Below are 12,401 nucleotides of genomic sequence, written 5' to 3' on the forward strand. Positions count from 1 at the left end.
GTGCTATGATGGAAGTAACTGCTAAATTACGCGGTGCCGCTATCTCGGCACAAAAAGCACGTTTGGTTGCAGACCTAATTCGCGGCAAATCTGTTGCGCATGCTTTGAATATCTTAAACTTCAGCAACAAAAAAGCTGCAGTTTTAGTTAAGAAAGCATTGGAATCTGCGATTGCAAACGCTGAACACAATAACAGTTTAGATGTAGACGACCTTAAAGTTTCTACGATCTACGTTGATGAAGGCATGAGCCTGAAACGTATTTTGCCACGTGCTAAAGGCCGTGCAGATCGTATTACTAAGCGTACTTGTCACATTACCGTTAAGGTAGGGGTTTGATATGGGTCAGAAGGTTCATCCAATCGGTATCCGCCTAGGTGTTGTGAAACGTCATAACGCTAACTGGTATGCGAATCCGAAACAATATGCTGAATATTTGCTAAAAGATCTTCAAGTTCGTGAGTTTTTAACTAAAAAACTTAAGAATGCGATGGTAAGCAATATTCTTATCGAACGCCCTACAGGCGCAGCTAAAGTAACTATTAGCACTGCACGTCCTGGTATCGTGATCGGTAAAAAAGGCGAAGACATTGAGAAATTACAACGCGAATTAACAGCCATTATGGGTGTTCCTGCGCAAGTAAGTATCAACGAAATCGATCGCCCAGATTTAGACGCTCGTTTAGTTGCTGAGGCAATCGCTTCTCAATTAGAAAAACGTGTAATGTTCCGTCGTGCTATGAAGCGTGCGGTTCAAAACTCTATGCGTGCTGGTGCTAAAGGTATCAAAGTAGAAGTTTCAGGCCGTCTAGGTGGTGCTGAGATTGCTCGTACTGAATGGTATCGTGAAGGTCGTGTACCTCTTCATACTCTTCGTGCTGACATCGACTATGCTACTATGCGTGCTGAGACTACTTACGGTACGATCGGCGTTAAAGTATGGATCTTCCGTGGTGAGATCTTGGGCGGCATGAAACAAGTCATGAACCCAGCTCCAGCTGAAGAACGTCCAGCTAAACGTGGTCGTGGTCGTGGTGAAGGTCAAGAGCGTCGTGGTCGTCGCAATGATCGTTCTGCTGAAAAAGGAGAATAATCCATGTTACAACCTAAACGTACTAAATTCCGTAAAGTGCAAAAAGGCCGTAACACTGGTCTAGCACATCGCGGTAGCTCAGTATCTTTTGGTACTATTGCACTTAAATCAATTGAACGTGGTCAAATGACTGCACGTCAAATTGAAGCAGCGCGTCGTACAATCAGCCGTCGTATTAAACGTGGTGGTAAGATCTTTATCCGTGTTTTCCCAGACAAACCAATTACTGAAAAACCATTAGAAGTTCGTATGGGTAAAGGTAAAGGTTCTGTGGAATACTGGGTTTGCCAAATCAAACCAGGTAAAGTCTTGTACGAAATTGATGGTGTTAACGAAGAACTTGCTCGCGAAGCATTTACGCTTGCTGCTGCAAAACTTCCGTTTAAAACCACTATCGTGACTCGGACGGTAATGTAATGAAAACTAATGATCTACGTGAAAAGTCGGTAGAAGAGTTGACAGCTTTGCTTGATGAGCAACAGCTTAACCAATTCCGTCTTCGTATGGCGAAAGCAACTGGTCAATTGGGTAAATCGCACGAAGTTGCGCTTACTCGTAAAACTATTGCTCGTATTAAGACACTCCTAACCGAAAAACAGGGGAACGGACAATGAGTGAACAAACAGTTCGCACGTTAACCGGTAAAGTAGTTAGCGACAAGATGGACAAGTCTATCGTTGTTCTTATCGAACGCCGCGTTCAACACCCGTTGTATGGCAAATCAATCCGCCGTTCAACTAAATTACACGCTCATGATGAAAACAATGTTGCTAAAGTTGGTGACGTAGTAAGCATCAAAGAAAGCCGCCCAATTTCTAAAACTAAGTCTTGGACTTTAGTTGAAGTTGTTGAAGCTGCTGCTGAGTAATTAAACGTTCTTGCATCATCGGTCAATTTCGAGTACTCTTTGAGCCTTTCGAAATTGCGACCGGTGATGCTCGGTTTTGGAGTAGGGCAATGATTCAAACCGAAAGTATGCTAGACGTAGCAGACAACAGTGGTGCTCGCCGCGTACAATGTATTAAAGTACTTGGTGGTTCACATCGTCGTTATGCTTCTGTTGGCGACATTATTAAAGTTACTGTAAAAGAAGCTATTCCACGCGCACGTGTTAAAAAAGGTGACGTGATGAATGCTGTAGTTGTACGTACAAAATTCGGCATCCGTCGTGCAGATGGTTCAGTTATTCGTTTCGACGATAACGCAGCTGTTATTTTGAACAACAACAAAGCGCCGATTGCAACTCGTATTTTCGGACCAGTGACTCGTGAACTTCGTACTGAACAGTTCATGAAAATTATTTCATTGGCTCCTGAAGTTCTATAAGAGGCACTCATGGCTAAGATTAAAAAGGGCGATCAAGTAATTGTGATCGCAGGTAAAGAAAAAGGCAAACAAGGTACTGTTTTGTCTGTTTCAAATGACCGTGTTAAGGTTGAAGGCCTTAACTTGGTAACGAAGCATCAAAAGCCTAACCGAGCTACTGGCGCTGAAGGCGGCATCGTAACTCAAGAAGCTGAGCTTCATATCTCTAACGTGGCAATTTTTAATGCTACAACCCAAAAGGCTGACCGTGTTGGTTACCAAGTGATTGAAGGCGTGAAAACTCGCGTATTCAAATCTAATGGTGAATCAGTGGCGGTAGCGAAGTAATAGGTTGACTAGGCAATGGCCAGACTTAAAACGCGTTACAACGACGAACTTAAGGCTCAATTAAAAGAAACATTGGGCGTTAAGAATGTGATGGATATTCCTCGCATTACAAAAATCACCATCAACATGGGTGTTGGTGCTGCATCAGCTGACAAGAAATTGTTAGATGGCGCTCTTTCTGATATGCAAGCAATTGCTGGTCAAAAACCAGTACTTACTTTAGCTCGTAAATCTATCGCTGGTTTCAAAATCCGTGATGGTTGGCCGATCGGCTGTAAAGTTACTTTACGCGGCGAACGTATGTACGAATTCTTAGACCGTTTGATCTCTATCGCGATCCCTCGTATCCGTGACTTCCGTGGTTTCTCTGCGAAATCATTCGATGGTCGTGGTAACTACTCAATGGGTCTTAAGGAACAAATCATGTTCCCTGAAATCGATTTTGATAAGATTGATCGTATTCGTGGTATGGATATTACCATCACTACGACTGCTCGCACCGATGACGAAGGCCGTGCGCTTATGCGTGCATTCGGCTTCCCGTTCAAATAAGAGGTCGATATGGCTAAGAAAGGTATGATTAATCGCGAATTGAAACGCGAAGCTACTGTTGCTAAATACGCTGCGAAACGTGCTGAATTAAAAGCAATTATCGCAAATGTAAATGCATCAGACGAAGAACGTTTCGAAGCGATGATGAAATTTCAAGCATTACCACGTAATGCGTCTCCAGTACGTCTACGTAACCGTTGTGGTTTAACTGGTCGTCCTCATGGTTACTTCCGTAAGTTCGGTTTAAGCCGTAACAAATTACGTGAAACAGTAATGCAAGGTGATGTACCGGGCGTTGTTAAGGCAAGCTGGTAAGGAGCACTATAAATGAGTATGCAAGATACCGTTGCCGACATGCTAACACGTGTTCGTAACGCACAAATGGCAAAGAAACAAACTGTTTCTATGCCAAACTCAAAGTTGAAAGTTGCGATTGCTAACGTACTTCAACAAGAAGGTTATATCGCTGATGTAGCTGTTGCTGACAATGAAGGCAAAGCGACTTTAACGATTACTTTAAAATATTTCGAAGGCAAACCAGTTATCGATACTGTGAAACGCGTAAGCCGTCCTGGTCTACGTCAATATCGCGGTAAAGATGCACTTCCTAGCGTTAAGCAAGGTTTAGGTATTGCAATTGTTTCTACAAGCAAAGGCATCATGACTGATCGCGCTGCACGTGCTGCAGGTATCGGTGGTGAAGTTATTGCTTTTGTTTCTTAATAGGTGATTCCTCATGTCTCGTGTGGCTAAAGCCCCAGTAACTGTACCTAACGGTGTTACAGTTACTCAGAACGGCCGGCAGGTCGAAGTGAAAGGCAGCAAAGGTACATTGTCTTTCAACCTGCATGCGCTGGTCGAGCTAAAACAGGAAGACGGTACTCTAGTTATTGCTCCTAAAGCTGAATCTAAAGATGCTTGGATGCAGGCTGGTACTGCTCGCGCTGTGCTTAACAACCTTGTAAAAGGTGTTAACGAAGGTTTCGAACGTAAGTTACAGCTTATCGGTGTTGGTTATAAAGCTGCGGTTAAAGGTAACATTGTTAACCTTAACCTTGGTTTCTCTCACCCGATCGACTACAACCTTCCTGAAGGTGTAACTGCAGAAACTCCTACTGCAACTGAAATTGTACTTAAATCAGCTGATAAAGCTAAATTAGGTCAAGTTGCTGCAGAAATCCGTGGTTACCGTCCGCCAGAGCCTTATAAAGGTAAAGGTGTTCGTTATTCTGACGAAGTTGTACTTCGTAAAGAAGCTAAGAAGAAATAAGGCGCGAGGTTCTTATGAACGAAAAGAAACAATCCCGTTTGCGTCGTGCGAAAAGCACACGCTTGCACATCCGTGCATTGGGTGCGACTCGTTTGTGTGTAAACCGCACTCCGCGTCACATCTATGCTCAAGTTATCTCTGCAGATGGTGGCAAAGTATTAGCGCAAGCTTCTACTTTAGACGCTACTCTACGTGCTGGTACTACTGGTAACGTTGAATCGGCTCAGAAAGTTGGTGCTTTAATTGCAGAACGTGCTAAAGCGGCTGGTGTAACTAAAGTTGCATTTGACCGTTCTGGTTTCAAATATCATGGTCGTATCAAAGCCTTGGCTGATGCTGCTCGTGAAAACGGCTTGGAGTTCTAATCATGGCTAAAGTTGAACAAAACGAAGGTCTTGTTGAAAAGCTGGTTGCCGTTGATCGTGTAGCCAAAGTTGTTAAGGGTGGTCGTATCTTCTCTTTCACAGCATTAACTGTTGTGGGTGATGGTAATGGTCGCGTAGGTTTTGGTCGTGGTAAAGCACGTGAAGTTCCAGCTGCTATTTCTAAAGCACTTGAAGCTGCTCGTCGCAACATGATTACTGTTGACCTTGTTGACGGTACTGTTCAGCACCCTATCAATGCTCGTCACGGTGCAAGCCGCGTTTACATGCAACCTGCTTCTGAAGGTACTGGTGTAATTGCTGGTGGCGCTATGCGTGCAGTTTTAGAAGCTGTAGGTGTACGTAACGTATTAACTAAGTGTTATGGTTCTACTAACGCTGCTAACGTAGTAAACGCAACTTTTAACGGTTTGCGTGATATGACTTCTCCTGAGAAAGTTGCTGCGAAACGTGGTTTATCAGTAGCACAAATTCAAGGGTAATCAATCATGAAAACGATTAAAGTTACCCAGACTAAATCTTCATCGCATCGCTTGAAAAATCACAAGCTTAGCCTTAAAGGTTTAGGTCTGCGTCGTATTGGTCATACAGTTGAAGTGCAAGATACGCCTTCTAACCGTGGTATGATCAACCAAGTTTACTATATGGTTAGTGTAGAGGAATAAGCCATGACTCTGCGTTTAAATACAATTGCACCTGCAGAAGGTGCTAAGCGTGACAACCTTCGTTTAGGCCGTGGTATCGGTTCTGGCGTTGGTAAGACTGGTGGCCGTGGTGTCAAAGGTCAAAACTCACGTAAGAGCGGTGGTACACGTCCTGGTTTTGAAGGTGGTCAAACTGCGTTATATCGTCGTTTACCTAAATTCGGTTTCACTAGCCAAATGGCTTTGAAAACTGCTGAAGTACGTTTATCAGAACTTGCTAAAGTTGAAGGCGACATCGTGTCTCTTGAAACTTTAAAAGCTGCTAACGTTGTGCGTAAAGATATGTTACGTGCACGTATCGTACTTTCTGGTGAAATTACTCGTGCATTCACTGTTCAAGGTGTTGCATTGACTAAAGGCGCTAAAGCTGCTGTTGAAGCTGCTGGCGGTAAAGTCGAGGAGTAATCCCCAGTGTCTATGACTCCTAGTTCGACAGGTCATGTTAACATGATGAAAGGCCAACCTTTTCATGTGAAATATCGTGAAATTATCCGCCGTATGATGTTCCTCATCGGGGCGTTGTTGGTTTTTCGACTGGGAGCACATATTCCAGTACCGGGCATTAACAATGCCGCACTAGAGAATCTGTTTAATGCAAACCAAGGTACGATCCTTGGTTTGTTTAACATGTTCTCAGGTGGTGCATTAGAGCGTATGTCAATTCTTGCTCTTGGGATTATGCCGTATATCTCTGCATCGATTATCGTGCAGTTAATGTCTACGGTTGTTCCTTCGCTGGAAGCTTTAAAGAAAGAAGGCGAACAAGGTAAGCGTAAGATCAATCAATATACGCGACAAGGCACATTGTTTCTTGCACTTGTGCAAGCTGTTGGGATGTGTGCAGGTCTGATTAGTCAAAATATTACTTTGACTAGTGGACTTGCTTTTTACGTTCCTGCTGTAACTTCTTTGGTTGCAGGTACAATGTTCCTGATGTGGTTAGGTGAGCAAATTACTGAGCGTGGAGTAGGGAATGGTATTTCCATGATCATCTTCGCAGGTATCGTTGCTGGTTTGCCGAACTTGGTTCTGCAATCTTTAACCTCAGTAGATAATGGCCAATCTAGTTTAATTGGTCTTGCAATATTTGCATTGCTATCTGTTGCAGTGTTAGCAGCAATTGTGTTTATTGAGAAGGCGCAGCGTCGTATTCCGGTAAACTATGCTCAAAAACAACAAGGTCGTCGTGTATTTACCGCTCAGCAAACACATTTGCCATTAAAAATTAATATGGCGGGTGTGATTCCTGCAATTTTTGCGAGTTCATTGCTATTGTTCCCAGCGAGCTTAGGGCAATGGGTAGGCAGTGCAGATCCAAATGCTGGCGTGATTAAACGTGGCCTACAAGATTTGGCACTCGTATTGTCGCCGGGTCAACCGATGTATTTGGTGCTATTTGGTGCATTAATTATCTTCTTCTGTTACTTCTATACTGCGCTAGTATTTAGCCCTAAAGAAGTGTCAGAGAATTTAAAACGTAGTGGTGCTTATGTACCGGGTATTCGTCCTGGTGAGCAAACTGCACGCTATTTAGATCATATTTTGAATCGTTTGACTTTTATTGGCGCGGTTTATATCACAATCATCTGTTTAATGCCGATGATTCTACAAAGCTCATTTGGTATTCCATTTAGCTTAGGTGGTACGTCTTTACTGATCGTAGTGGTGGTGGTGATGGACTTTATGGCTCAGCTCCAAGCTCATCTCACATCGCATCAATATGACAATCAATCGTTAATGCGTAAAACGACTGCTCATCCGAAAGGATAAGCGCACTTAGAGGTTTCATTATGAAAGTTCAAGCTTCTGTAAAGAAAATTTGTGGTAGCTGTAAAGTTATCCGTCGTAATGGGGTTATTCGCGTAATTTGCAGCGCAGAACCTCGTCATAAGCAGCGTCAAGGTTAATCTGATCAAGACCTGTTGATTTCAGTAGGCTAATTAGGTTATTATCCGCCCCTCAAAGATTTTGTCGGGCGGTTGATTATCTTAACTGCCTTTTTGGAGAAAATTGAATGGCTCGTATTGCCGGTGTAAACATTCCGGATAACAAGCATGCTGTTATCTCTCTAACGTACATTTTTGGTATTGGTCGCCACACTGCAAAAGCTATCTTAGCTGCTGCTGGTATTGCACCAACAACTAAAATTCGTGAATTAGATGACGCTCAGCTTGATGCGATTCGTGCAGAAGTTACTAAGGTTCCTACCGAAGGTGATTTACGTCGCGAAATTTCCATGAACATTAAACGTTTAATGGATTTAGGCTGCTACCGCGGTCTTCGTCATCGTCGCAGCTTGCCTGTCCGTGGTCAACGCACCAAAACTAACGCACGTACCCGTAAAGGTCCGCGCAAACCTATTAAGAAATAAGATTTCTGGAAGCTAAAAGATGGCTAAAGATACTCGCACACGCAAGAAGGTCACTCGTACCGTCTCTGAAGGTGTTGCACACATTCACGCTTCTTTTAATAACACCATTGTGACTATTACCGATCGTCAAGGTAATGCACTGGCTTGGGCTACCTCTGGTGGACAAGGCTTCCGTGGATCACGTAAATCAACTCCGTTTGCTGCTCAGGTAGCTGCTGAAGTTGCTGGTAAAGCTGCTTTAGATTACGGTTTGAAAAACTTGGACGTCCTTGTAAAAGGTCCTGGTCCAGGTCGTGAATCTGCGGTTCGTGCTTTAGGTGCAGTGGGTTATAAAATTAACAGCATTACCGATGTGACGCCAATCCCGCACAACGGTTGCCGTCCACCTAAAAAACGTCGCGTGTAAGGAGAAACATTCATGGCTCGTTATATTGGTCCAAAATGCAAACTCTCTCGCCGCGAAGGGACAGACCTGCAATTAAAATCTGGCGTTAAACCATTTGACGTCAAAACAAAAAAAGCTGCTAAAGCACCTGGCCAACATGGTGGCGCTCGTGGCGGCAAACAATCTGAGTACTCACTACAATTACGTGAAAAACAAAAAGTACGTCGTATGTACGGTGTTTTAGAGCGTCAATTTAGTAACTACTACAAAGAAGCTGCTCGTGTTAAAGGCGCAACAGGTGAAAACTTGTTGAAACTTCTTGAAAGCCGTCTAGATAACGTTGTTTATCGCATGGGTTTTGGTTCTACACGTGCAGAAGCTCGTCAGCTTGTATCTCACCGTTCAATCACTTTAAATGGTCGTCGTGTTAATATCGCGTCTATCCAAGTTAAAGCTGGTGACGTTGTTGCAGTTCACGAAGGTGCTAAACAACAATTGCGTATCAAAAACGCAGTTGAGTTAGCGACTCAACGTGGCATTCCATCTTGGATTGAAATTGATCATTCTAAATTGGAAGGTACGTTCAAAGCTGCACCAGATCGCTCTGATTTACCTGCTGAAATCAACGAAAGCTTGATTGTAGAATTGTATTCTAAATAATCCTTGAGGTAGCAATAATGACGCGTACTGCAAATGAGTTTCTAACTCCGCAAGCGATCAAGGTCGAAGCGGCAAGCGGGACCTCGGCAAAAGTTATTCTAGAACCATTAGAGCGTGGCTTTGGTCATACTCTTGGTAATGCTTTACGTCGTATCCTTTTGTCTTCTTTACCTGGCGCAGCCGTGGTTGAAGTAGAGATTGAAGGTGTCGAGCACGAGTACAGTACTTTGGAAGGCTTGCAGCAGGACATCGTCGAGCTCTTGCTGAACCTAAAAGGATTGTCTATTAAGCTGTTCGATCAAAATGAAGCTTATCTGACATTGGAAAAACAAGGTCCTGGCGACGTTACAGCCGCTGACCTTCGTTTACCACACAATGTTGAAGTGGTTAACCCTGAACATTTGATCGGTACTTTAAGTGCTTCTGGCTCATTAAAAATGCGCCTGAAAGTTTCTCAAGGTCGTGGTTATGAGACTTCTGATTCACGCTTCCCTGAAGGCGAAACTCGCCCAGTGGGTCGTTTACAATTAGATGCTTCTTACAGCCCAATCAAACGTGTGTCTTATACAGTGGAAAACGCTCGTGTAGAACAACGTACTGACCTTGATAAACTGATCATTGATCTTGAAACCAACGGTACTGTTGATCCTGAAGAAGCAATCCGCAAAGCGGCAACAATCTTGCAACAACAAATTGCAATTTTTGTTGATCTTCAGAAAGATCAAGCACCAGTTGCTCAAGAGCCTCGTGAAGAAGTTGATCCGATTTTGCTTCGTCCAGTAGATGATCTAGAGCTTACTGTTCGTTCTGCTAACTGTTTGAAAGCAGAAAATATTTACTACATTGGCGATCTTGTTCAACGTACTGAAGTTGAGTTGCTTAAAACTCCTAACTTAGGTAAAAAATCGTTGACTGAGATTAAAGATGTTCTGGCATCGAAAGGCTTGCAATTGGGCATGCGTTTAGAGAACTGGCCACCGGCTAGCCTCCGCATGGACGATCGCTTTGCTTATCGTAGCCGTTAATTAAGTAGGACTATCACCATGCGTCATCGTAATAGTGGTGTGAAATTAGGCCGTACAAGCAGTCATCGTAAAGCGATGTTCCAAAACATGGCTAATTCTTTGTTCGAACACGAGTTAATTAAAACTACTGTTCCTAAAGCAAAAGAATTGCGTCGTGTTGCTGAGCCTTTAATCACTTTAGCTAAAGTCGATTCTGTAGCAAACCGCCGTTTAGCGTTTGCTCGTACTCGTTCAGCTGCAACTGTTGGTAAATTATTTACCGTTCTTGGCCCTCGTTACAAAGAACGTAACGGCGGTTATCTACGTGTTCTTAAAGCGGGCTTCCGTGCAGGTGATGCTGCACCGATGGCTTACGTTGAGCTAGTAGATCGCGAAGTTAACTAATTTCGTGAAGAGCAGCGTACGTTGTTCTAAAAAAGGTCGGTTTTTAACCGACCTTTTTTAATGCCTGCAGTTTTGTGGTGGCTATATATTGTTAGACAATAATTCAATTTGTCCTTAAAAGATAAAAATAAAACGCCTTTTGCTTAAACTTGACATTGTGCATTGTCAAAAATGTGATTTAATAAATATAAATCTAAGATAGGTTAAAAGAACAACATGGAAAAACAAGTTGATATTCTCATTGTAGGTGCAGGGATCTCCGGTGTAGGTTTGGCTGCTCATCTTTCAAAAAATTGTCCAAATCGTTCATTTGAAATTATTGAACGTCGTGAAAGTTTCGGTGGTACATGGGATCTTTTTAAATATCCTGGTATTCGTTCTGATTCGGATATGTCAACTTTTGGCTTCAATTTTAAGCCGTGGAAAAAATCTAGTGTGCTTGCTGATGGGTCTTCGATTAAAGGCTATCTTTCTGAAGTGATTGATGAATATAAGATCAAAGAAAAAATTCATTTTCAGCACCGTGTTGTGAGTGCGAACTACGATTCACAAACTCGTAAATGGTCTGTTGTTATTGAAGATGCGAAGAAGAAACAACAAACCTGGGTTGCAAATTTCGTCTTTGGCTGTACGGGTTATTATAATTATGACCAAGGTTTCCAACCTGAGTTTAAAGGGCAGGAAAACTTTAAAGGTACCTTCATTCATCCACAACATTGGCCTGAAAATTTTAATTATGCAGGCAAAAAAGTTGTGATTATTGGTAGTGGCGCAACAGCAATTACCCTTGTGCCAGCAATGGCAAAAGGCGGTGCAGGGCATGTAACTATGCTACAGCGCTCTCCGACCTATATTGCCTCAGTACCTTCTATTGACATCATTTACGACAAAATGCGTAAAGTATTACCTGAAGATGTTGCTTATAAACTTACCCGTGCACGAAATATCGGTGTCCAACGGGCTGTTTATGCTATTGCACAAAAGCAACCTAAATTACTCCGTAAATTTTTATTAAAATCAATTGAGTTGCAGTTGAAAGGTAAAGTGGATATGAAGCACTTTACCCCAGATTACAATCCTTGGGATCAGCGCCTTTGTGTGGTGCCAGATGGTGATTTGTTTAAAATTTTACGCGAAGGCCGTGCATCTGTTGAAACCGATCAAATTGAAAGTTTTACTGAAAATGGCATTCAATTAAAATCAGGTAAACATTTAGAAGCGGACGTGGTGATTTCAGCTACAGGACTCAACATTCAAATTCTAGGCGGGATCAGTGCCACAATCGATGGACAGCCATTAAATACCTCTAAGCATATGTTGTACCGTGGCGTGATGGTCAGTGATGTACCAAATATGGCGATGATTATTGGCTATATTAATGCTTCATGGACATTAAAAGTTGATATTGCTTCTGAATACATCTGTAAATTGATTAACTATATGGATCAAAATGGTTATAACCAAGTGATTCCACAAGGCGATGCGACCGAGTTGTTAGAAGACACAGTAATGGGAAGCTTGACTTCAGGTTATATTGCACGTGCGGCAGATGTGATGCCAAAACAGGGTAAACATGCACCGTGGAAAGTCAGCAATAACTATTTGGCAGATCGTAAAGAATTAAAGCATGCTTCATTTGAAGATGGAGTGCTGAAATTTGAAAAAAAGTCTGATCAAGTGGCGGCTAAACCCAGATTAGTTTCTTAAGTCAGTTACATAAAAAAGGAGCATCATGCTCACTGCTGTCCCACAATTTTTCACAAGAGGAAGCTCATTTGAGCTTCCTCTTGTTTTATGGGTATTTTATCGGGTGAAAATAAAGCTTTTAAAGTTCTTCTTTCAAACAAATTCACTTGAATTATTCTGAGTAAACGTTGAACTGTCCAACCTGTTTTTCCTAAATGTTGAGCGAAACTCACCAA

General features: G+C 42.6%; 23 protein-coding genes and 1 pseudogene. 23 read left to right on the forward strand and 1 reads right to left on the reverse strand.

Translation table 11 applies throughout. The features are described 5' to 3' along the window. Positions 1-8: 8 nt before the first annotated feature. The 23 genes from rplV to FTT98_RS04320 all read left to right on the forward strand — a co-directional run bounded on the left by rplV (position 9) and on the right by FTT98_RS04320 (position 12,186). Positions 9-338: a 50S ribosomal protein L22 gene (rplV, locus tag FTT98_RS04210; protein ID WP_035265103.1), complete on the forward strand. Its 330-nt coding sequence runs from the start codon at positions 9-11 to the stop codon at positions 336-338. A gap of 1 nt (position 339) precedes the next feature. Further along, positions 340-1,092 carry a 30S ribosomal protein S3 gene (gene rpsC, locus FTT98_RS04215; protein WP_078189277.1) on the forward strand — a complete coding sequence of 251 codons (753 nt, stop codon included), beginning with the start codon at positions 340-342 and terminating at the stop codon, positions 1,090-1,092. Between the two features lie 3 nt (positions 1,093-1,095). Then, positions 1,096-1,509 (forward strand): 50S ribosomal protein L16, encoded by a 414-nt coding sequence (rplP, locus tag FTT98_RS04220; protein ID WP_078189276.1) that lies wholly within the window; start codon positions 1,096-1,098, stop codon positions 1,507-1,509. Then, a complete protein-coding gene (rpmC, locus tag FTT98_RS04225; RefSeq protein WP_005012982.1) occupies positions 1,509-1,706 on the forward strand; it encodes a 50S ribosomal protein L29 in 198 nt (65 codons plus the stop codon). The genes rplP and rpmC overlap by 1 nt, the downstream gene beginning before the upstream one ends. Further along, positions 1,703-1,960 (forward strand): 30S ribosomal protein S17, encoded by a 258-nt coding sequence (gene rpsQ / locus FTT98_RS04230; RefSeq protein WP_078189275.1) that lies wholly within the window; start codon positions 1,703-1,705, stop codon positions 1,958-1,960. The genes rpmC and rpsQ overlap by 4 nt, the downstream gene beginning before the upstream one ends. Before the next feature lie 89 nt (positions 1,961-2,049). Beyond that, positions 2,050-2,418 (forward strand): 50S ribosomal protein L14, encoded by a 369-nt coding sequence (gene rplN / locus FTT98_RS04235; protein WP_005012978.1) that lies wholly within the window; start codon positions 2,050-2,052, stop codon positions 2,416-2,418. A gap of 9 nt (positions 2,419-2,427) precedes the next feature. Next, a complete protein-coding gene (gene rplX, locus FTT98_RS04240; protein WP_078189274.1) occupies positions 2,428-2,745 on the forward strand; it encodes a 50S ribosomal protein L24 in 318 nt (105 codons plus the stop codon). Between the two features lie 15 nt (positions 2,746-2,760). Continuing rightward, a complete protein-coding gene (rplE, locus tag FTT98_RS04245) occupies positions 2,761-3,297 on the forward strand; it encodes a 50S ribosomal protein L5 (RefSeq protein WP_067762907.1) in 537 nt (178 codons plus the stop codon). A 9-nt stretch (positions 3,298-3,306) separates the two neighbouring features. Further along, positions 3,307-3,612 (forward strand): 30S ribosomal protein S14, encoded by a 306-nt coding sequence (gene rpsN, locus FTT98_RS04250; protein WP_067762906.1) that lies wholly within the window; start codon positions 3,307-3,309, stop codon positions 3,610-3,612. A gap of 12 nt (positions 3,613-3,624) precedes the next feature. After that, the gene (rpsH, locus tag FTT98_RS04255; RefSeq protein WP_078189273.1) at positions 3,625-4,020 is read left to right on the forward strand and encodes a 30S ribosomal protein S8; all 396 of its coding nucleotides are present in this window, start codon (positions 3,625-3,627) and stop codon (positions 4,018-4,020) included. 13 nt (positions 4,021-4,033) lie between these two features. Further along, positions 4,034-4,567 carry a 50S ribosomal protein L6 gene (rplF, locus tag FTT98_RS04260; protein WP_078189272.1) on the forward strand — a complete coding sequence of 178 codons (534 nt, stop codon included), beginning with the start codon at positions 4,034-4,036 and terminating at the stop codon, positions 4,565-4,567. A 14-nt stretch (positions 4,568-4,581) separates the two neighbouring features. Continuing rightward, on the forward strand, positions 4,582-4,932 hold the full coding sequence (rplR, locus tag FTT98_RS04265; RefSeq protein ID WP_067762903.1) for a 50S ribosomal protein L18: 351 nt from the start codon (positions 4,582-4,584) through the stop codon (positions 4,930-4,932). Positions 4,933-4,934: 2 nt separating this feature from the next. Continuing rightward, positions 4,935-5,432: a 30S ribosomal protein S5 gene (rpsE, locus tag FTT98_RS04270; protein ID WP_067762902.1), complete on the forward strand. Its 498-nt coding sequence runs from the start codon at positions 4,935-4,937 to the stop codon at positions 5,430-5,432. A 6-nt stretch (positions 5,433-5,438) separates the two neighbouring features. Beyond that, the gene (gene rpmD, locus FTT98_RS04275; protein ID WP_005012961.1) at positions 5,439-5,615 is read left to right on the forward strand and encodes a 50S ribosomal protein L30; all 177 of its coding nucleotides are present in this window, start codon (positions 5,439-5,441) and stop codon (positions 5,613-5,615) included. A gap of 3 nt (positions 5,616-5,618) precedes the next feature. Then, complete coding sequence (rplO, locus tag FTT98_RS04280; RefSeq protein WP_078189271.1) at positions 5,619-6,059, forward strand: 50S ribosomal protein L15; 441 nt, start codon at positions 5,619-5,621, stop codon at positions 6,057-6,059. A 45-nt stretch (positions 6,060-6,104) separates the two neighbouring features. Further along, positions 6,105-7,424: a preprotein translocase subunit SecY gene (secY, locus tag FTT98_RS04285; protein WP_171263746.1), complete on the forward strand. Its 1,320-nt coding sequence runs from the start codon at positions 6,105-6,107 to the stop codon at positions 7,422-7,424. A gap of 20 nt (positions 7,425-7,444) precedes the next feature. Continuing rightward, on the forward strand, positions 7,445-7,561 hold the full coding sequence (gene rpmJ / locus FTT98_RS04290) for a 50S ribosomal protein L36 (RefSeq protein ID WP_000867907.1): 117 nt from the start codon (positions 7,445-7,447) through the stop codon (positions 7,559-7,561). 107 nt (positions 7,562-7,668) lie between these two features. Then, complete coding sequence (gene rpsM, locus FTT98_RS04295) at positions 7,669-8,025, forward strand: 30S ribosomal protein S13 (RefSeq protein ID WP_078189269.1); 357 nt, start codon at positions 7,669-7,671, stop codon at positions 8,023-8,025. Between the two features lie 19 nt (positions 8,026-8,044). Further along, positions 8,045-8,431 (forward strand): 30S ribosomal protein S11, encoded by a 387-nt coding sequence (gene rpsK, locus FTT98_RS04300; protein ID WP_001040166.1) that lies wholly within the window; start codon positions 8,045-8,047, stop codon positions 8,429-8,431. A 12-nt stretch (positions 8,432-8,443) separates the two neighbouring features. Next, the gene (gene rpsD, locus FTT98_RS04305) at positions 8,444-9,070 is read left to right on the forward strand and encodes a 30S ribosomal protein S4 (RefSeq protein WP_078192454.1); all 627 of its coding nucleotides are present in this window, start codon (positions 8,444-8,446) and stop codon (positions 9,068-9,070) included. A 17-nt stretch (positions 9,071-9,087) separates the two neighbouring features. Next, on the forward strand, positions 9,088-10,095 hold the full coding sequence (locus FTT98_RS04310; RefSeq protein WP_004650465.1) for a DNA-directed RNA polymerase subunit alpha: 1,008 nt from the start codon (positions 9,088-9,090) through the stop codon (positions 10,093-10,095). 18 nt (positions 10,096-10,113) lie between these two features. After that, entirely contained in the window at positions 10,114-10,479 is a 366-nt protein-coding gene (gene rplQ, locus FTT98_RS04315) for a 50S ribosomal protein L17 (RefSeq protein WP_005012953.1), read from the forward strand. A 216-nt stretch (positions 10,480-10,695) separates the two neighbouring features. Further along, complete coding sequence (locus tag FTT98_RS04320; RefSeq protein ID WP_111885417.1) at positions 10,696-12,186, forward strand: NAD(P)/FAD-dependent oxidoreductase; 1,491 nt, start codon at positions 10,696-10,698, stop codon at positions 12,184-12,186. 50 nt (positions 12,187-12,236) lie between these two features. Here FTT98_RS04320 and FTT98_RS04325 read toward each other — a convergent pair. After that, positions 12,237-12,401, reverse strand: a pseudogene (locus FTT98_RS04325) (IS4 family transposase); the annotation flags it as partial.

The sequence above is a fragment of the Acinetobacter sp. YH12039 genome (assembly GCF_013420015.1).
Lineage (GTDB): Bacteria > Pseudomonadota > Gammaproteobacteria > Pseudomonadales > Moraxellaceae > Acinetobacter > Acinetobacter amyesii.